The 17760-nt window shown below is 66.0% G+C and carries 19 protein-coding genes; 1 reads left to right on the forward strand and 18 read right to left on the reverse strand.

The window, feature by feature from the left end; genetic code table 11:
* Window positions 1–74: 74 nt before the first annotated feature.
* From ureG to AC1DT6_RS12605, 14 genes are all read right to left on the reverse strand, one after another.
* Window positions 75–704, reverse strand: coding sequence for an urease accessory protein UreG (gene ureG / locus AC1DT6_RS12540; protein WP_035868617.1), 630 nt, complete (start codon window positions 702–704; stop codon window positions 75–77).
* A 47-nt stretch (window positions 705–751) separates the two neighbouring features.
* Entirely contained in the window at window positions 752–1444 is a 693-nt protein-coding gene (locus AC1DT6_RS12545; protein WP_441630103.1) for an urease accessory protein UreF, read from the reverse strand.
* A gap of 21 nt (window positions 1445–1465) precedes the next feature.
* Window positions 1466–2095, reverse strand: a complete 630-nt coding sequence (gene ureE, locus AC1DT6_RS12550) for an urease accessory protein UreE (protein WP_477102668.1) — start codon at window positions 2093–2095, stop codon at window positions 1466–1468.
* A 9-nt stretch (window positions 2096–2104) separates the two neighbouring features.
* The gene (gene ureC, locus AC1DT6_RS12555; protein ID WP_477102669.1) at window positions 2105–3823 is read right to left on the reverse strand and encodes an urease subunit alpha; all 1719 of its coding nucleotides are present in this window, start codon (window positions 3821–3823) and stop codon (window positions 2105–2107) included.
* On the reverse strand, window positions 3823–4128 hold the full coding sequence (locus AC1DT6_RS12560) for an urease subunit beta (protein ID WP_441630109.1): 306 nt from the start codon (window positions 4126–4128) through the stop codon (window positions 3823–3825). Before AC1DT6_RS12560 ends, ureC begins: the two co-directional genes overlap by 1 nt.
* A 19-nt stretch (window positions 4129–4147) precedes the next feature.
* A complete protein-coding gene (locus AC1DT6_RS12565) occupies window positions 4148–4771 on the reverse strand; it encodes a HupE/UreJ family protein (RefSeq protein ID WP_441630111.1) in 624 nt (207 codons plus the stop codon).
* Window positions 4772–4840: 69 nt separating this feature from the next.
* Window positions 4841–5143, reverse strand: coding sequence for an urease subunit gamma (locus AC1DT6_RS12570; RefSeq protein WP_035868631.1), 303 nt, complete (start codon window positions 5141–5143; stop codon window positions 4841–4843).
* A 55-nt stretch (window positions 5144–5198) separates the two neighbouring features.
* Window positions 5199–6077, reverse strand: a complete 879-nt coding sequence (locus AC1DT6_RS12575) for an urease accessory protein UreD (RefSeq protein WP_441630113.1) — start codon at window positions 6075–6077, stop codon at window positions 5199–5201.
* Window positions 6078–6288: 211 nt separating this feature from the next.
* Window positions 6289–6981: an urea ABC transporter ATP-binding subunit UrtE gene (urtE, locus tag AC1DT6_RS12580; protein WP_035868638.1), complete on the reverse strand. Its 693-nt coding sequence runs from the start codon at window positions 6979–6981 to the stop codon at window positions 6289–6291.
* A gap of 31 nt (window positions 6982–7012) precedes the next feature.
* Window positions 7013–7861 carry an urea ABC transporter ATP-binding protein UrtD gene (urtD, locus tag AC1DT6_RS12585; RefSeq protein ID WP_441630117.1) on the reverse strand — a complete coding sequence of 283 codons (849 nt, stop codon included), beginning with the start codon at window positions 7859–7861 and terminating at the stop codon, window positions 7013–7015.
* Window positions 7858–9063 carry an urea ABC transporter permease subunit UrtC gene (gene urtC, locus AC1DT6_RS12590; RefSeq protein ID WP_441630173.1) on the reverse strand — a complete coding sequence of 402 codons (1206 nt, stop codon included), beginning with the start codon at window positions 9061–9063 and terminating at the stop codon, window positions 7858–7860. The genes urtD and urtC overlap by 4 nt, the downstream gene beginning before the upstream one ends.
* A complete protein-coding gene (gene urtB, locus AC1DT6_RS12595) occupies window positions 9063–10700 on the reverse strand; it encodes an urea ABC transporter permease subunit UrtB (RefSeq protein ID WP_477114715.1) in 1638 nt (545 codons plus the stop codon). The genes urtC and urtB overlap by 1 nt, the downstream gene beginning before the upstream one ends.
* Before the next feature lie 190 nt (window positions 10701–10890).
* Window positions 10891–12156, reverse strand: coding sequence for an urea ABC transporter substrate-binding protein (urtA, locus tag AC1DT6_RS12600; protein ID WP_441630121.1), 1266 nt, complete (start codon window positions 12154–12156; stop codon window positions 10891–10893).
* Between the two features lie 166 nt (window positions 12157–12322).
* Entirely contained in the window at window positions 12323–12682 is a 360-nt protein-coding gene (locus AC1DT6_RS12605) for a hypothetical protein (RefSeq protein ID WP_441630123.1), read from the reverse strand.
* 205 nt (window positions 12683–12887) lie between these two features.
* Between AC1DT6_RS12605 and AC1DT6_RS12610 the strand changes: the two genes are divergently transcribed.
* The gene (locus AC1DT6_RS12610; RefSeq protein WP_441630125.1) at window positions 12888–14189 is read left to right on the forward strand and encodes an MFS transporter; all 1302 of its coding nucleotides are present in this window, start codon (window positions 12888–12890) and stop codon (window positions 14187–14189) included.
* A 77-nt stretch (window positions 14190–14266) separates the two neighbouring features.
* On the opposite strand, the gene AC1DT6_RS12615 is transcribed toward AC1DT6_RS12610, so the two are convergent.
* The 4 genes from AC1DT6_RS12615 to AC1DT6_RS12630 form a co-directional block, all read right to left on the reverse strand.
* On the reverse strand, window positions 14267–14746 hold the full coding sequence (locus AC1DT6_RS12615) for a MaoC family dehydratase (protein WP_035868658.1): 480 nt from the start codon (window positions 14744–14746) through the stop codon (window positions 14267–14269).
* A gap of 76 nt (window positions 14747–14822) precedes the next feature.
* Window positions 14823–15272 (reverse strand): MaoC family dehydratase, encoded by a 450-nt coding sequence (locus AC1DT6_RS12620; RefSeq protein ID WP_441630128.1) that lies wholly within the window; start codon window positions 15270–15272, stop codon window positions 14823–14825.
* A gap of 107 nt (window positions 15273–15379) precedes the next feature.
* Window positions 15380–16498, reverse strand: a complete 1119-nt coding sequence (locus AC1DT6_RS12625) for an acyl-CoA dehydrogenase family protein (RefSeq protein ID WP_276288737.1) — start codon at window positions 16496–16498, stop codon at window positions 15380–15382.
* A gap of 13 nt (window positions 16499–16511) precedes the next feature.
* Window positions 16512–17714, reverse strand: a complete 1203-nt coding sequence (locus AC1DT6_RS12630; RefSeq protein WP_035868668.1) for an acyl-CoA dehydrogenase family protein — start codon at window positions 17712–17714, stop codon at window positions 16512–16514.
* Between the last annotated feature and the right edge of the window lie 46 nt (window positions 17715–17760).

Genomic DNA, 17760 nt, shown 5'->3' on the forward strand with positions numbered 1-17760 from the left:
CGCAAACACGGAGCAGGGCCGCGCCGACATGCGGTACGCGCCGTCGTTGAAGACGCGATTGCGGCGGCCGCGCGTTACACGCCCAGCATGCCCTGGCGCTCGATAAAGGCGATCACCTGGTCCAGCCCCTGCCCCGACTTCACGCTGCCCATCACGAACGGGCGTACGCCGCGCATCTTGCGCGCATCGCTTTCCATGATGTCCAGGTTGGCGCCCACATAGGGGGCCAGGTCGGTCTTGTTGATCACCAGCAGGTCCGACTTGGTGATGCCGGGGCCGCCCTTGCGCGGGATCTTCTCGCCGCCGGCCACGTCGATCACGTAGATGGTCAGGTCCGACAACTCCGGGCTGAAGGTGGCGGCAAGATTGTCGCCGCCGGACTCGATGAAGACGATATCGGCATCGGGAAACTTCGCCAGCATGCGGTCGACCGCCTCCAGGTTGATCGAGGCATCTTCGCGGATCGCGGTATGCGGGCAGCCGCCCGTTTCCACGCCCATGATGCGCTCGGCCGGCAGGGCCCCGGAGATGGTCAGCAGCCGCTGGTCTTCCTTGGTGTAGATATCGTTGGTGATGGCGACCAGGTCATAGCGCTCGCGCATGGCCTTGCACAGCATCTCCAGCAAGGTGGTCTTGCCGGAACCGACGGGGCCGCCCACGCCGACGCGCAACGGGGGATTCTTCTTGGTACGGGCCTGGGTCATGATGAGAGTCTTGTCCTGGTAATCGTCTGGTTGCCGCGGTGGCCCGCTCAGGAACGGAACAGCCGGGAGTATTGCGTTTCGTGCCGCGCGGACAGCAGGCCCAGCATCGGGGAAAAAGTAGACAGCATTGGCGGCTCGGCATCGGCGCGGCGCACCGCCTCGTCGACGGTTGCGAGCACCGCGGGATGCAGCCGGCGCAGGATGTGCTGCCCCGCCACCTGGCCCAGCGGCACCGCCTTGAGGGCGGCGGACACCTGGTTCTCGGCCCAGCTGAAGCAATAGGCCGCCAGCCCGTCGCGCTCGCCAACGTCCAGCGCCACGCAAGCCGCGGCGAAGGCGGTCGGCAGGCATACCGGCGACAGCACCGCGAGCTGCGCGCGCAGTGCGGCGTCGCCCCACTCCATCTGCGCCACCAGCCGGGCCAGCGACCAGCCCATCTGCTCGGTCTCCAGCCGCAGCTCCGCGCTCTCGCGCGTGGCGTGGAACCAGTTGTTCCATTCGGCCAGGCGCGTCGCGTCCAGTGTGCGCCAATGGCGATAGAGCAGCAGCCACACCGGTGCCTCGCACTGCGACTGCACATCCAGCAGGTTGCTGCGCACCCATTGCTCCGCGCTGCCGGCATCGCGCACGATGCCGCAGTCGATGGCCGCCTCCAGCCCTTGAGAATAGCTGAAGCCGCCGATCGGCAGCGCGGGGGAGGCCAGGTGCAGCAGGGAGATGAGCTGGGAGAGTTGGGTCATGGAACGACTGCGCACTGAAGGTCAGTGCTTGTGCCCGCAATGCTCGTCATGGACATGCGGCGCAAGATCGTGGTCGTGCTTATGACCATGTTCATGGCTGTGCGCGTGCCCGTGGTCATGCTCATGCTCATGCCCGTGATGCTCATGAAACACCGCCTGCGCCGCGGCGTAGTCCTCGGCGAAAGTGGCATCGTGACCGTGCTTGTGCCCGCCGCCGTAGGCGCCGGCCTCGGGCTCGAACGGCAGCTCGGCGCGCTCGGCCTGCACGCCAAGGCGGGCCAGCATGTCCGCCAGCACCGGGTCGTACTCCAGCCGCAGGTAGTCGCGCCCCACTTCCACCGGCGTGTGCCGGTTGCCCAGGTGATAGGCCGCGCGCATCAGCGCCTGCGGATCACTGGCTCCCACCTGCAGCACGGACTCCGGCGCGGCGAGCACCTCGACGAAGACTCCGCTCTCGGTGACCAGCAGATCGCCGCCGCGCAGCACGGTGCCGCGCGGCAGAAACAAGGCGACTTCCTCTCCGCTATCGAGGGTGGCGCGCAGGCGGCTCTTGCTGCGCTCGGCGAAAGGCAGCACCAGCTTGGGCGCGCGGCGCACCAGCACGGCGGCGATGCCATGCGGGGCGCTGAGGTGTTTGTCGATCTTTTGCAAAGGGGGCCTTCAAAAAAGGAAATAGCGCTGCGCCATCGGCAGCACGGTAGCCGGCTCGCAGATCAGCAACTGGCCGTCGGCCACCACCTGGTACGTCTCGGGATCCACCGTGACGTTCGGCTGCCAGTCATTGTGCACCATGTCGCGCTTGCTGACGGTGCGCGTACCGCGTACCGCCGAAAGCACCTTCTCCAGTCCATAGCGGCCGCCCACATCGGCTGCCAGCGCGGCCTGCGAGACAAAGGTCAGCGAAGACTTGTGCAGGGCCCGGCCGGCAGCGGCGAACATCGGCCGGTAGTGCACCGGCTGCGGCGTCGGGATCGATGCGTTGGGATCTCCCATCGCTGCCGCGGCGATCATCCCACCCTTGAGGATCAGGCTCGGCTTGACGCCGAAGAAGGCCGGCTTCCACAGCACGAGGTCGGCCCACTTCCCCACCTCGATCGAGCCCACCTCATGCGCGATGCCGTGCGTGAGCGCGGGGTTGATGGTGTACTTGGCGATGTAGCGCTTGACGCGGAAATTGTCATGCCCGCCGCGCGCATCTCCGGGATCGCCGGGCAGCTTGCCGCGCTGCGCGGCCATCTTGTGCGCGGTCTGCCAGGTGCGGATGATGACCTCGCCGACCCGGCCCATGGCCTGCGAGTCGCTGGAGATCATCGAGAAGGCGCCGAGATCGTGCAGGATGTCCTCGGCGGCAATCGTCTCGCGGCGGATGCGGCTTTCCGCGAAAGCGATGTCCTCGGCGATCGACGGGTCCAGGTGATGGCACACCATCAGCATGTCGAGGTGTTCGTCGAGCGTGTTGATGGTGTAGGGCCGCGTCGGGTTGGTCGACGACGGCAATACGTTGGGCTCGCCGCACACCTTGATGATGTCTGGCGCGTGGCCGCCGCCCGCGCCTTCGGTATGGTACGTATGAATGGTGCGGCCCTTGAACGCAGCCACCGTAGCCTCGACGAAACCGGCCTCGTTGAGCGTATCGGTATGAATCGCCACCTGCGTATCGGTGGCATCCGCCACGCCCAGGCAGGTGTCGATCGCCGCCGGCGTGGTGCCCCAGTCTTCATGCAGCTTGAGCCCGATGGCGCCGGCCTCGACCTGCTCCGTCAGCGGCCCCGGCTGGCTGGCGTTGCCCTTGCCGAGCAGGCCGATATTCATCGGATAAGCCTCGACCGCCTGCAGCATGCGCTCCATGAACCAGGGGCCAGGCGTCACGGTGGTGGCAAACGTCCCCGTCGCGGGCCCGGTGCCGCCGCCGATCATGGTGGTGACGCCGCTCATCAGCGCTTCTTCGATCTGCTGCGGGCAGATGAAGTGGATGTGGCTGTCGATGCCGCCGGCGGTGACGATCATGCCCTCGCCCGCGATCACTTCGGTGCCGGGACCGACGACGATGGTCACGCCTGGCTGGATGTCCGGATTGCCGGCCTTGCCGATCGACGCGATGCGGCCATCCTTGAGACCGATGTCGGCCTTGACGATGCCCCAGTGATCGACGATCAGCGCATTGGTGATGACGGTGTCGACGCAGTCCTTCGCCATGCGCTGGCTCTGCCCCATGCCGTCGCGGATCACCTTGCCACCGCCGAACTTCACCTCCTCGCCGTAGATGGTGAAGTCCTTCTCCACCTCGATGATGAGCCCGGTGTCGGCCAGCCGCAGGCGGTCGCCGGTGGTGGGGCCGAACATCTCGGCATAGGCCTGCCTGGAGATTTTCACGCTCATCACAGCGCTCCCATGATCTTGCCGTTGAAGCCGTAGACGATGCGCGCGCCGGCCAGCGCCACCAGCTCCACCGTGCGGCTCTGGCCCGGCTCGAAGCGCACCGCGGTGCCGGCGGCGATATTGAGCCGGAAACCGCGGGTGGCCTCGCGGTCGAAATCCAGCGCGGGATTGGTCTCGTAGAAATGGAAATGCGAGCCGACCTGGACCGGACGGTCGCCGGTGTTGGCCACCGTCACGCTCACCGTGGGGCGGCCGGCATTGAGTTCGATCTCGCCCTCTGCGGGCATCAGTTCACCGGGGATCATGCTGGTTTCCTTGTCGAGATCAGGCAACCATCAGGCCGACGCCATAGAGCGCCACGCCGGCGCCCGCCAGCCGTGCCAGCCAACCGGCCTGGCGGCGCAGCGCGCCGCCCAGGCCGATGCCGGCCAGGTGCAGCGTCATGGTGGCGACAGCGAAGCCGCCGACATAGGCCACCACCGCGGGCAACGCGCCAGCCGTGGCCGGCAGCTCGGCGCCATGCGCGTAGCCATGAAAGACGGCGAAGCCCCCGACGATGGCCATGCCCGCCCACGCCGGCAGCCTGGCACGCAGCGCCACCAGCACGCCGATCACCAGCAGCGATGCGGCAATCATCGGCTCCACCAGCGGCAGGCCGAGGCCGCTCAGCCCGAGCGCCGCGCCGGCCAGCATCAGTGCAACGAACACAAAAGGCATGCGCAGCGCCTCGCGCGGCGAGCGTGCTCCCAGCGCGCTCCACACGCCCACGCCCGCCATGGCGAGCAAGTGGTCCATGCCGGTGAAGGGATGCAGCAGGCCCGCCCACAGGCTGGCGCCGACCGTGGCGGCATCGTGGCCGGGATGGGCGAAGGCCGCGGCGCTGGCAAGCGCCAGCGGGACACCCGCCATGGCGGCCCTGGCGGCGCGCGAGCGATTGGAACGGTTCATGTCTTGACCTCGTGTTTTCGTTCAGTGGTTCGGCAGGCCTGGCGTGCGCAAGCAAAGCGCTCGCCCGTCTCAGACGATCGGATGATGCACAGTGACCAGCTTGGTGCCATCGGGGAAGGTGGCTTCCACCTGGATCTCGGGGATCAGTTCGGCCACCCCCTCCATCACATCTTCGCGCGTGAGCACCGTGGTGCCTTCGTGCATCAGCTCGGCCACGGTGCGGCCATCGCGCGCGCCTTCCATGATGGCCGCCGTGATCAGGGCCACCGCCTCGGGATAGTTGAGCTTGAGCCCGCGCGCGCGGCGGCGCTCGGCCAGCAGCGCGGCGGTGAAGATCAACAGCTTGTCCTTCTCTCGCGGAGTCAGTTCCATCTTGGTATTCCCGTAGTTTCTTGTTCTGCATGTCCGGTACGCGGCCGGCAAGCGCCTACGTCGCCCACAGCCTCAGCGGCCTGGCGGCAACGCCGTGGATGGGCTCGCGCAATGCGCTCCATGCGCTTACCATCAGATGCCTGACCGCCTCCATCTGCGCACCCAGCACGCGCAGCAGCAGCATGGACTGGCCATCCTGCTCAAACCGCGTCACGCCGGCACGCAGGTCCGGCCCATACGGCAGCCGTTCGGCAAGCGCTTCGGCCAGTTCCTGCGTGGCACCCTCGCCCACCGCCCACAGCGTGCCCATCACATTGAGCCCATCCAGCCCGGCCACCGCATGCCGCAGCGCGGAGCCGGCGTCCAGTTGCGCGCTTTCGATCCACAGCGGGCGCGTACCGCCATTCACCGTGGTCTCCATGACCAGCGATCCGCGCGCCCACGTTTCGCCGCTGGCCTGGCGGCCCAGCACGACGGCATCCCAGCCGATCGCGCTGGCGCCGGGCGCCACCGTCACGGTGGTGGCAAGGCGCGCGTGCGCGTCGTCGAATACGATGTTTTCCTGCGGCAGCCAGTCCACCCGCGCGCCGGCTTGCAGCGTCAGCGTGACGCGTTGCGCGGCCTCGCGGCCGAGCGACTTGTACCACTTGGTGGCGCCGGGCGTCGCCAGCACCGCATGGGCGCCCGCCTCCACCGTCACCTCGATCTCCAGGCTGTCGCCGCCGGCCACGCCGGCGGGCGGATGCAGGATCACCACGTGGCAGATCGCCCCCCCTGCGCCCTCTGGATAGAGCGGCTTTTGCACCAGCAATGGCCCCCGGTGGCGGCGCTCGGCCAGCACACTGCGTTCGCCGCGCGCGGCAAACCGCAGGCGCAGGCTGGCCTCCCATGCGGGCGGCACGGCAAGGGTCGAAGGAAAGTCTGGATGACGCATGGGCGATGGAAAGGCGGACGCTGCCGGTGATGCGTGGCGCGCTCGATGCGGGCATCATAGCGCGGGGTCGGTGCGGCTGGAAGCGGTATTGTCGGCGCGCGGCATCTGGCGGATTGGCATGCTCTTCGCTACTGCCGACGCAAGCTCTCTGCCCCGGCAGCCGCTTTATGTTCAGCCACGGCTCTCTCGCCGGACAAACCCACGACCTCCCTTACACCGCGATCAGCTCCCGCACCCCCTCCTCTTCCATTCTTGCCCCCTCCCCTCTCGCCACCACCTCACCGCGGCTCATCACGACGTAGTGATCCGCCAGATGCCGGGCGAACTCGTAATACTGTTCCACCAGCAGCACCGTCATGCCGAACTCGTCCACCAGCAGCCGCAGCGCGCGGCCGATGTCCTGGATGATGGAAGGCTGGATGCCCTCGGTCGGCTCGTCCAGGATCAGCAGCTCCGGCTCGCTCATCAACGCGCGGCCGATTGCCAGTTGCTGCTGCTGGCCGCCCGAGAGATCGCCGCCCCGGCGCTGGCGCATGCTGCGCAACACCGGGAACAACTGGTAGATCCGGTCGGGCACGCCGGCCGGGCGCTTCAGGCTCGCGGCGCCGATCAGCAGGTTCTCCTCCACCGTCAGGCGCGGGAATATCTCGCGTCCCTGCGGCACGTAGGCGAGCCCGGATGCCACGCGCTCGTACGGCGGCTTCTTTTCCAGCGCGTGCCCCGCCCAGCTGATGCTGCCGCTCCTCGTGGGCACCACGCCCATCAGGCATTTGAGCAGGGTGCTCTTGCCCACGCCGTTACGGCCCAGCAAGGTCGTCAGCTTGCCTTGCGGCACCTCGAAGGTGACATTGCGCAGGATGTGGCTGCCGCCGTAGAACTGGTTGAGTGCATTGACCTGCAACATGGTTTGGTTTCCTTTATCTACGCGTGCGCGCTTACCGGCCCAGATAGGATTCGATCACGCGCTCCTCGCGCTTGACGGCGTCGAGCGTGCCTTCGGCCAGCACGCTGCCTTCGGCCAGCACCGTGACCTTGCCGCTATCGCCGGCCAGCGCCGCGACAAATTCCATGTCGTGCTCCACCACCATCATTGAGCAGGTGCCGCGCAGGCTGTTCAGCAGCTGGGCCAGTTGCATGGTTTCCTCGTCGGTCATGCCGGCCACCGGCTCGTCGAGCAGCAGCAACTGCGGTTGCTGCATCAGCAGCATGCCGATCTCGAGCCGCTGCTTCTGCCCATGCGACAGCATGCCGGCCGGGCGATACGCTTCATCTTCCAGCCCCGTCAACGCCAGCGTTTCCTCGATGCGGCGATGCCCTTGCGCCCCCAGGCGCGCCCGCAAGGAAGAGAACCAGCGCTTGTCGCCCTTCATCGCCAGTTCCAGGTTCTCCCACACCTCGTGCTGCTCGAACACGGTGGGCTTCTGGAACTTGCGGCCGATGCCGGTCTGCGCGATCTTGGGCTCGGTCATGCGCATCAGGTCGATGCTCTGCCCGAGGAACACGCGCCCGCTCACATTGGCATTGCGTGGCCCGGTCTTGCCGGTGATCACGTCCATCATCGTGGTCTTGCCCGCGCCATTGGGACCGATCACGCAGCGCAGTTCGCCGTGGTCGATCGACAGCGTGAGCTGGTTGAGCGCGCGGAAGCCATCGAACTGCACAGTCACGTCTTCCAGGTAAAGGATGGGACCGTGCGAGACATCGATGACGCCGGGCTCCAGCACGCGGCCGAGGCCGGTGGTGCCCCCGCTTTCCGCCTGCTGCGCTCCGAGTGCGGCGTTCATGCTTCACCTCCGCTGCGGGTAACGTTGGCCGGCGCGCCGGCCGATGTGCCTTGTGCAACCGGGTGCCTGGCACGCATGCCGCGCACGCGCTTGATCAGGCCGATCACGCCGTCCGGCAGGTACAGCGTGACCAGCACGAACATCGCGCCCAGCAGGAACAGCCAGTACTCGGCGAAATAAGCCGTGAACATCGTCTTGGCGCCGTTGACAAGGAAGGCGCCGATGATCGGGCCGATCAGCGTGCCGCGTCCGCCCACGGCGACCCACACCGCCATCTCGATGGAGTTGGCCGGCGACATCTCGCCCGGGTTGATGATGCCCACCTGCGGCACGTAAAGCGCGCCGGCAATGCCGCATAGCACCGCCGAGAACGTCCACACGAAGAGCTTGTAGCCAAGCGGGTTGTAGCCGGAGAACATCACGCGCATCTCCGCATCGCGCACCGCCGTCACCACGCGGCCAAGCTTGGAGGTGACGATGTAGCGGCAGGCGATAAAGCCGGCCAGCAAGGCAAGGAACGTCAGCACGAACAGCGCGGTACGGGTTTCGGGCGCGGCCACGGCAAAACCGGCGATGCGCTTGAAATCGGTGAAGCCGTTGTTGCCGCCGAAGCCGGTCTCGTTGCGGAAGAACAGCAGCATCGCGGCATAGGTCATGGCCTGCGTGATGATGGACAGGTACACACCCTTGATGCGCGAGCGGAAGGCGAAGAAGCCGAACAGCCACGCCAGCACGCCGGGCACCAGCACCACCAGCAGCATGGCGTAGCCAAGATGTTCGGTGCCATGCCAGAACCACGGCAACTCCTTCCAGTCGAGGAAGACCATGAAGTCCGGCAGGTCGCTTTTGTAGACACCTTCACGGCCGATGGCGCGCATCAGGTACATGCCCATGGCATAGCCGCCGAGCGCGAAGAACAGCCCGTGGCCCAGGCTGAGGATGCCGCAGTAGCCCCACACCAGGTCCAGCGCGATCGCGGCCAGCGCGAAGCACATGATCTTGCCGATCAGCGTCAGCGCATAGGCCGACAGATGCATCGGATGGCCTTCGGGCAACAGCAGCGCGCACACCGGCACGCCGATGCCCGCCACCAGCGCGATCGCCAGCAGCGCCGCCCAGCCGCGGCCCGAGAACAGCGGCTGGCGTTCCGGCACCGCCAGCCGGAATCCGGTCGCGGATTGTTTCGATGTTGAAGTCTGCATCATGCCTCCGCGCTGCGCCCTTTGAGCGCGAACAGTCCTTGCGGGCGCTTCTGGATGAAGAGCACGATCAGCACCAGGACAAAGATCTTGGCCAGCACCRCACCGTAGAACGGCTCGATGAACTTGTTGATAAGGCCCAGCCCGAAGGCACCGATGATGGTGCCCGCCAGTTGCCCCACGCCGCCCAGCACCACTACCATGAAGGAGTCGATGATGTAGGCCTGCCCGAGGTCGGGCCCCACATTACCGATCTGCGACAAGGCGCAGCCACCGAGCCCGGCAATGCCCGCACCGAACGCGAAAGCGTAGCTATCCACTTTCCAGGTGCGCACGCCCACGCAGGCCGCCATGGTGCGGTTCTGCGTGGTGGCGCGCACGAACAGGCCCAGGCGGGTGCGGTTGAGCACGGCCCATGCCACCGCCACCACCGCCAGCGCGAACACGATGATGATCATGCGGTTGTAGGGCAACACCATCCCCGGCAGCCATTCAACGCCACCGCTCATCCAGGAGGGATTGGCCACTTCCACGTTCTGCGCGCCGAACAGCGTGCGCACCGCCTGCATCAGCAGCAGGCTCACGCCAAACGTCGCCAGCAGCGTTTCCAGCGGACGGCCGTAGAGATGGCGCAGCACCAGCCGCTCCAGCACGAAGCCAACCACGGCCGATGCCAGGAACGATGCTGGCAGCGCAAAAAGCAGGTACCAGTCGAAGGCACCGGCGAAATGCGCCCGGAATACGCCTTGCACCATATAGGTGGCGTACGCGCCGATCATCAGGAATTCTCCGTGCGCCATATTGATGACGCCGATCAGGCCATAGGTAATGGCCAGGCCCAGCGCGGCCAGCAGCAGCACGCTGCCCAGGCTCAGGCCGGCGAAGAGGTTGCCGATGAGTTCGGCGCGGCGCTGGTCGCCGCGCAGGGCATCGAGCGCCTGCTGGGCGGCGCCTCGCAGTTCGGCGTCGGGCTCGCGGTATTTGCCGGCTTCGTCACGCTCCAGCAGTGGCTGCAGCTTCTGCCGGCTTTGCGGATTGCTGTCGCGCCCGAGAATATGAATGGCTTCCAGCCGTTCGTCGCGATTGCCCTCGGCCAGCACGATATTGGCCCAGATCACATCGAGCTTGGCACGCAGGCCGGCATCGGCCTCGGCCTTGCGCGCGGCTTCCACCACCGGGCGCGAGGCGCTGCCGGGCTGGTCCAGCAGCGTGTTGACGGCCTGCGTGCGCACCGCCRCATCGGGCGATTGCAGCAGCGTGCTGCTGGCGGCACTGTCCACCAGCGCGCGCAGGCTGTTGTTAAGGGTCAGCGCTTCGAGCGCATCGGGCTTGACCGTGACCGGTTTGCCGCTGATGGCGTCCACCAGCTTGTCGCCGTCCTGGCGCACCATGCCGACGCCGGGCGCGTATTGCAGCGTATCGTCTTGCAGCGCCTTGAGAATGGGGCCCGCCTCCGCCACCGGCGCCTTGGTGAGCGCGGTGATGGCGGCAGTCTTGGCATCGAAGTCGTCTTCGGCCAGTGGCTTCAGGTCGGCCTGCGTCAGCGGCGCGGCCCACAGCGGGCACGCGGCGAGCAGCAGCAACGCTGCCAGCATGGCGCGCAACCGTGAAGCGAAAGAGAACGATAAGGGTCGGTGCATAAGGTTTGCGATCGCGCGCAGGAAGCGCGCGACCACCTTGGTCGGCGTGACGGGTTTTGCTTTGCGCCGCGGCCCTGAAGCGGCCCGCGGCAGTGAAACAAAGTCGGTTTGCTCCCCTCTCCCGAAGGCGGAGAACAAACACCGGACAGCTTGCGGGCGCGGTCTTCTCGACGCAGGCCCGCCCGCGGTCTTACATCACCTTGTCCGGCTTGCCTTCGTTACCCGCGATGAACGGGCTCCACGGCTGCGCGCGCACTGCCTTCGGCGTCTTCCACACCACCGTGAACTGGCCGTCGCCCTTGACCTCGCCGATCATCACCGGCTTGTACAGGTGATGGTTCTCGCCCATGGTCAACGTGAAGCCGTCCGGCGCCTTGAAGGTCTGGCCATACATCGCGGCGCGCACCTTGTCGGTATCGGTGGTGCCGGCCTTCTTCACGGCTTGCGCCCACATATGGATGCCCACGTAGGTGGCTTCCATCGGGTCGTTCGTCACGCGCTTGTCGCCGCCCGGCAGGTTGTTGGCCTTGACCCATGCCGCCCATTGCTTCTTGAAGGCTTCGTTTTCCGGGTTCTTGACCGACATGAAGTAGTTCCATGCGGCCAGGTGGCCCACCAGCGGCTTGGTGTCGATGCCGCGCAGCTCTTCCTCGCCGACAGAGAACGCCACCACCGGCACGTCCTTGGCCTTGAGGCCGGCGTTGCCCAGTTCCTTGTAGAAAGGCACGTTGGAGTCGCCGTTGATGGTGGAGATCACCGCGGTCTTGCCGCCTTGCGAGAACTTCTTGATATTGGCGACGATGGTCTGGTAATCGCTGTGGCCAAACGGCGTGTAGACCTCTTCGATATCCTTGTCCGCCACGCCCTTGCTCTTCAGGAAGGCCCGCAGGATCTTGTTGGTGGTGCGCGGGTAGACGTAGTCGGTGCCCAGCAGGAAGAAGCGCTTGGCGCCGCCGCCCTCCTTGCTCATCAGGTATTCCACGGCGGGAATGGCCTGCTGGTTGGGTGCGGCGCCGGTATAGAAGACGTTCTTGGACATCTCCTCGCCTTCATACTGCACCGGGTAGAACAGCAGTGAGTTCAGCTCTTCATAAACGGGCAGCACCGACTTGCGCGAAACCGAGGTCCAGCAGCCGAAGGTGACGGCAACCTTGTCCTTGGTGATCAGCTGGCGCGCCTTCTCGGCGAACAGCGGCCAGTTGGAAGCGGGATCGACCACGACCGGCTCAAGCTTGCGGCCAAGCACACCACCGCTCTTGTTGATCTCGTCGATCGTCATCAACGCCACGTCCTTGAGCGACGTCTCGGAAATGGCCATGGTGCCGGACAGCGAATGCAGGATACCGACCTTGATCGGCTCCTTGGACTGCGCCAATGCCAGCGGGCTAACACCTGCCGTTGCGAAGAATGCCGCGGCGGCTACCGCCGACAGTTTCAGCATGTCACGTCTTTTCATTGCAGCTCCCAGATTGTCGTGTTGGATAAGGAACAACGCACCCCGGGTACACCTTCTGCAACTAGCATGCCATGGCATACAAGCTTGTATACATGGTTGCACACACCGCCTGGCGAGCCTCCGGCGGCGGCCACGCGCCATGCCGCACCACGATAGTGCGGATACGTCACGCACCAAGCCAGTGCGGCGTCAGCGGCTGAATCAGATTGGGGCATCCGCCGGCGCGCATGCTGCGGCGTGACTTGCCCGAATCCCGAATCGGCTCTATGGTGGCCGTTCGCTTGCGCGCCGTGCCCTTGCCGCATATTGCGCAGACAAGCAGAAAACAGCACGACGGAGACAACCCATTGAACGCGTCAGCGGCGCCAGGGAACCAGATCGTCATCATCGGCGCGAGTGTGGCCGACATGTGCATGGGCATCCGGCTCAGGCAAGCCTGCATCGATACCTTCGTCGTCTTCGGGAATGCCGGCACGGTGGGCGGCACCTGGCGCGACAACACCTGTCCGGGCCGCGGCTGCGACATTCCCTCCCGCCTGCACCGCTTCTCCTTCGCGCCAAAGCCTGGACCGGTCCAGCGCATGCTTGCCACAGCCGGAAATCCCCGAGCGCTTCGGCCCGCTCGGGCACGTCCGCTATGGCACTGATCGCGCAGCACCTGGATTGAACGGAACCATCAAGCCGGCTTTTTGAACATCCCATCCCAACCAGCAACGCCTCCAGGCAAACCGATGACCACACTTCCGTCATACCAGCCACGCAGCGCCTGGGCCATGGCCTCGATGCTGACCTGGCTGTCGCTGATCAACTTCCTCGACAAGATCGTGCTGGGCATGGTGGCCGTGCCGCTGATGGCGGACCTGAAGCTGCCGCCGGCGGAGTTCGGCCTGATCGCCAGCAGCTTCTTCTGGCTGTTTTCGCTGTCCACCGTGCTGGTGGGATTTCTGTCCAATCGCGTGGCCACGCGCTGGCTGCTGCTGGCGATGGGCCTGTCGTGGGCCCTGCTGCAAATACCGCTGGCGCTGGCCACCTCGGCCATGACCATTCTCTTGTGCCGCATGCTGCTTGGCGCGGCCGAGGGCCCGGCCTTCCCGATCTCCGTGCATGCGTTATTCAAATGGTTTCCCGACCACAAGCGCAATCTGCCGGTGGCGGTGGTCAACCAGGGCGCGACGGCGGGCCTGCTGCTGGCGGGCTTGCTGATCCCGCTGGTGACGATGCATTGGGGATGGCGCGCCAACTTCATGATCCTCGCCGCCATCGGCGCGGCATGGAGTGCGATGTGGCTCTGCGTGGGACGCGAGGGGCCGCTGGCGCAGGCGAGCGACCGGCGCCCCGGCGCCGCGGCCATGCCCGTGCGGCTGCCCTATCGCCGCATCTTCCGCGACCCGACCGTGCTTTCCTGCCTGGCCATCGGCTTCTGCGCGTACTGGGCGCTGGCGCTGGGGCTGACCTGGCTGCCGGCCTACCTGGAGAAAGGCCTCGGCTTCGACCCGGTCACCACCGGGCGCTGGTATGCGGCCATCGTGGCCTCGGCCATGCCCGTCACGCTGATCCTTAGCTGGCTGTCGCAACGCATGTTGCGCGGCGGCGCGTCGTCGCGGCTGGCGCGCGGCGTGATCATCTCGATCGCCGCGCTGGTGGGCGGCTGCGTGTACCTGGTGATCGCGTCGGTAACGCTGGCCCCCGTCCCGAAGACCTTGCTGATTGCCGTGGCGGCATGCCTGCCCCCCGTGGGCTTCGCGCTGACGCCGGCGATGCTGGCGCAGATCGTACCGGAGGCCCAGCGCGGGAGCGTGCTGTCCATCCACACGGCGCTGATCACGCTGGCGGGCATCCTGGCCCCGGCCGTGGTGGGGCAACTGGTGCAGCGCCACGGCATGATCGGTGGCTTCGAAGTGGGATTCACGATCAACGCCATGCTGCTGATGGTGGCCGGCGTGATCGGCCTGTGCTGGCTGAATCCCGAGCGCTCGGCCAAGGCCCTGGCGGCGGCCACGCATGACATGACGGCGGCGCGCTCGCCCGCCTGAGCCCGGCCCCCGCTCAGCGGGCAAACCCCACCAGGCAGCGGCCGCCGCGCACCCGTTGCGGCGGTGGCCTTCAGTGATTACGAATAACGCCGGCTGATCGACTCAGCGACGCACACCGGCCGCTCGCTGCCTTCGCGCTCCACGGTGACTTCCCAGTTCGACTGGGCGCCGACCAGCGCGGGCGCGTTCGGCAGCGGCTCCAGTCGCTCCACCGACAGCAGCTTCACGCGGGCGCGCAGGCGGCTGCCCACCGGTACCGGCGCGGTAAAGCGCACACGGTTCAGGCCATAGTTGACGCCCATCTTGACGCCCGGCATGTCGATCGCGTTGTGCATGAAGGCCGGCAGCAGCGACAGGGTCAGGAAGCCGTGCGCTACCGGGCCGCCAAACGGAGACTCGCGCCGGGCGCGCTCCACGTCGACATGGATCCATTGATGATCGCCAGTGGCTTCGGCGAACAGGTTGACCTGCTGCTGGGTGATTTCAATCCAGTCGCTGACGGCCACTTCCTGGCCCTGCAGGCTTTCCAGTTCTTCGAGCGAAGCGATGGTACGCATGGTGTCTCCTAGTTGTTGTGATGGCCGGGATGGCCGGGATTCAATCGAGGTGCGTGCTGCCCCGGTGCAAGCGCTTTCAGGCTGGGCGGCGGCCGTACATACCCATGCCCTTGACGGTGCAGACCAGTTCGCCGCGCTGATTGGTGGCTTCCCACTGGGTGTGCACCACGCCGCGATCGGGCTTGGACGACGAGGCGCGCGCATCCAGCACGACCAGCGATACGCTCAGCGTGTCACCCGCGTAAACCGGCTTGAGCCAGCGGATTTCGTCCACACCGGGCGAGCCCATGCTGGCCGCCTTGCTGGTCATGTTGTCCACCAGCAGGCGCATCATGATCGAGCAGGTCATCCAGCCGCTGGAGATCAGGCCCTTGTAGATGCTCTTCTGCGCGGCATCCTTGTCGATATGGAAGGGCTGCGGATCATACTGGCGGGCAAAGGTGAGGATCTCTTCCTCGGTCACCAGGTGGGACCCCAGATCGCGCTTGCTGCCGACGCTAAAGTCTTCGAAATAGAGGGTGGGCATGAATGGCTCCGTCAACGAAAGCTATGGCGATGTCCATGTAGCGAGGACAATGCATAACAAAAAACCGCGCCTGGAACAACCGGCGCGGTTCTTTTACTCAACCTGGATCAGACCGTTTCCAGGAAACCGGGCTGTGTCGCAAAGCGGCCCAGGTGATGATCGACATCCCCGAAGGTCGTGTTGATCAGCGTCAGGCGCTTGAACATATGCGCCGCCGGCAGTTCGTCGGTGACGCCCATGCCGCCGTGGATCTGCACCGCTTCCTGGCCGACCGAGCGAGCCGCCTGGCCCACGCGTGCCTTGGCTGCGGAGGCGAAGCGCCGGCGTTCTTCCGGGCTGGCCTCGTCGAACTTGGCGGCGGCCAGCAGCGTGATCGAGCGCGATTGCTCGGCGTGGATGAACATCTCCACCATCCGATGCTGCAGCGCCTGGAAACGCGCGATCGGCACGCCGAACTGCTGGCGGGTCTTGGCGTATTCCAGCGTCGCCGCATTGAGCGCATCCATCACGCCCACCGCTTCCGAGCACAGCAGCACGGCGGCGTAGTCGGCCGCCTGCTCGATCAGCGCAAACGCGGCGCCTTCGGTGCCCAGCAGTTCGCCCGGCGCGTCCTTGAAGGTGATATCGGCAGCGCGCAGGTTGTCGATGGTGCGGTAGTCGGTGATGCTGACGCCAGCTGCCTTCGGGTCCACCAGGAACAGCGAAATGCCATTGGTATCGGCATCGGCGCCGCTGGTGCGAGCCGAGACAACCAGCTTGCCGGCTTGCGCGCCGTGAATGGTCACGACCTTGCGGCCGTTGAGCTTGCCGCCCTTGGCCGTCACGCGCACGTCGTTGAGCGCATAGCGTGCATGCGGCTCATTGAAGGCAACCGCCAGCTTCAGCTCACCGGCGGCGACCTGCTCCAGCAGCGCGTCCTGGCCGCCGGCCAGCTTGAGCGCGTATGCGGCAACCACGGTGGCGAAGTACGGCTCGACCACCAGGCCGCGGCCCAGTTCCTGCATCACCACCATCATGTCGACGGGCGTGCCCGAGAAGCCGCCCTGCGCTTCAGGCACCGGCAGCGCGGTCAGGCCGAGCTCGACCAGAGCGCCCCAGGCGGCATCGCTATGGCCGGCTTCGGCCTTGATGCCCTTCTTGCGGGTTTCGAAATCGTAGTCTTTGTCGATGAAGCGGTGGACGGCGTCAGCCAGTTGCTTCTGTTCGTCGCTGAGATTGAAGTTCATATCGCGTGTCTCCTCACAGCCCCAGGATCATCTGGCTGATGATGTTCTTCTGAATTTCGTTGGACCCGCCGTAGATGGAGGTCTTGCGATAGTTGAAGTAGTAAGCGGCGAGCGGCGCGGCATCGTCATAGCCGGTCACCGCGTGCTCGTGTTCGCATTCCAGGTAGGCGGTGTCGAACGGCTGGGCATAGGGGCCGACGGCCTCCACCATCAGTTCGGTCAGCATCTGCTGGATTTCCGTGCCCTTGATCTTGAGCATCGAGGCCTCGGGGCCGGGGCCCTTGCCGGCGCTCTCGCTCGACACCACGCGCAGCACGGTCAGTTCCAGCGCCATCAGTTCGATTTCCAGCGCGGCAACCTTGGCGCCGAACAGCGGATCTTCCAGCAACGGGCGGCCGTTCTTCTGCTGTTGCTTGGCAACGCGCTTGAGGAAACCCAGTTCGCGCTTGGAGTTGCCCACGCGGGCGATACCGGTGCGCTCATGGCCGAGCAGGTACTTGGCATAGGTCCAGCCGCGGTTCTCCTCGCCCACGCGGTTTTCCACCGGCACCTGGACGTTGTCGAAGAACACTTCGTTCACCTCATGCTCTTCGTCGAGCATGATGATCGGGCGCACGGTGATGCCCGGCGTCTTCATGTCGATCAGCAGGAAGGAAATGCCCTCTTGCTTCTTGGCTTCGGGATCGGTGCGGACCAGGCAGAAGATCATGTCGGCGTGCTGGCCGAGCGTGGTCCAGGTCTTCTGGCCGTTGACGATGTAGTGCTTGCCGTCCGAGGTCAGTTCGGCGCGGGTCTTCAGCGATGCGAGGTCGGAACCCGAACCCGGCTCCGAGTAACCCTGGCACCACCAGTCGGTGCAATCCAGGATGCGCGGGAGGTAGTACGACTTCTGCTCCTCGCTGCCGTACTTCATGATCACGGGCGCGACCATGGCCACGCCGAAGGGCAGCACGCCGGGTGCGCCGACGCGGGCATTTTCCTCGTCCCAGATATGGCGTTGCGTGGCGTTCCAGCCCGTACCGCCGTACTGGACCGGCCAGTGCGGCGCGGACCAGCCGCGGCCGGCCAGCAGCTTGTGCCAGCGCACCAGATCGTCGCGATTGGGGCGGCGGTGGTTCAGAATCTTGCTGCTGATTTCCGCCGGCAGGTTGGCCTCCAGCCAGCCGCGCACTTCGGCGCGGAAAGCATCGTCGGACGCCGAATAGTTGAGATCCATGCCCGTCTCCAGTGATGCCGGTGTGAGACCGGCAAATTGTTCTAGC

The sequence above is a fragment of the Cupriavidus sp. 01L45 genome, assembly GCF_056399885.1.

Excerpts from the sequence above, each read along its gene's own strand:
- AC1DT6_RS12620 (WP_441630128.1), bottom strand. The coding sequence starts at position 15,272 with ATGCCCACCCTCTATTTCGAAGACTTTAGCGTCGGCAGCAAGCGCGAT.
- urtC (WP_441630173.1), bottom strand. The coding sequence starts at position 9,063 with ATGCAGACTTCAACATCGAAACAATCCGCGACCGGATTCCGGCTGGCG.
- ureC (WP_477102669.1), bottom strand. The coding sequence starts at position 3,823 with ATGAGCGTGAAAATCTCCAGGCAGGCCTATGCCGAGATGTTCGGCCCC.
- AC1DT6_RS12575 (WP_441630113.1), bottom strand. The coding sequence starts at position 6,077 with ATGCGTCATCCAGACTTTCCTTCGACCCTTGCCGTGCCGCCCGCATGG.
- AC1DT6_RS12625 (WP_276288737.1), bottom strand. The coding sequence starts at position 16,498 with ATGAACTTCAATCTCAGCGACGAACAGAAGCAACTGGCTGACGCCGTC.
- AC1DT6_RS12610 (WP_441630125.1), top strand. The coding sequence starts at position 12,888 with ATGACCACACTTCCGTCATACCAGCCACGCAGCGCCTGGGCCATGGCC.
- AC1DT6_RS12560 (WP_441630109.1), bottom strand. The coding sequence starts at position 4,128 with ATGATCCCCGGTGAACTGATGCCCGCAGAGGGCGAGATCGAACTCAAT.
- urtA (WP_441630121.1), bottom strand. The coding sequence starts at position 12,156 with ATGAAAAGACGTGACATGCTGAAACTGTCGGCGGTAGCCGCCGCGGCA.
- urtD (WP_441630117.1), bottom strand. The coding sequence starts at position 7,861 with ATGAACGCCGCACTCGGAGCGCAGCAGGCGGAAAGCGGGGGCACCACC.
- AC1DT6_RS12605 (WP_441630123.1), bottom strand. The coding sequence starts at position 12,682 with ATGTCGCAGCCGCGGCCCGGACAGGTGTTGTCGCGCCAGGTGCCGCCC.
- AC1DT6_RS12565 (WP_441630111.1), bottom strand. The coding sequence starts at position 4,771 with ATGAACCGTTCCAATCGCTCGCGCGCCGCCAGGGCCGCCATGGCGGGT.
- ureG (WP_035868617.1), bottom strand. The coding sequence starts at position 704 with ATGACCCAGGCCCGTACCAAGAAGAATCCCCCGTTGCGCGTCGGCGTG.
- AC1DT6_RS12545 (WP_441630103.1), bottom strand. The coding sequence starts at position 1,444 with ATGACCCAACTCTCCCAGCTCATCTCCCTGCTGCACCTGGCCTCCCCC.
- AC1DT6_RS12630 (WP_035868668.1), bottom strand. The coding sequence starts at position 17,714 with ATGGATCTCAACTATTCGGCGTCCGACGATGCTTTCCGCGCCGAAGTG.
- AC1DT6_RS12615 (WP_035868658.1), bottom strand. The coding sequence starts at position 14,746 with ATGCGTACCATCGCTTCGCTCGAAGAACTGGAAAGCCTGCAGGGCCAG.
- AC1DT6_RS12570 (WP_035868631.1), bottom strand. The coding sequence starts at position 5,143 with ATGGAACTGACTCCGCGAGAGAAGGACAAGCTGTTGATCTTCACCGCC.
- urtE (WP_035868638.1), bottom strand. The coding sequence starts at position 6,981 with ATGTTGCAGGTCAATGCACTCAACCAGTTCTACGGCGGCAGCCACATC.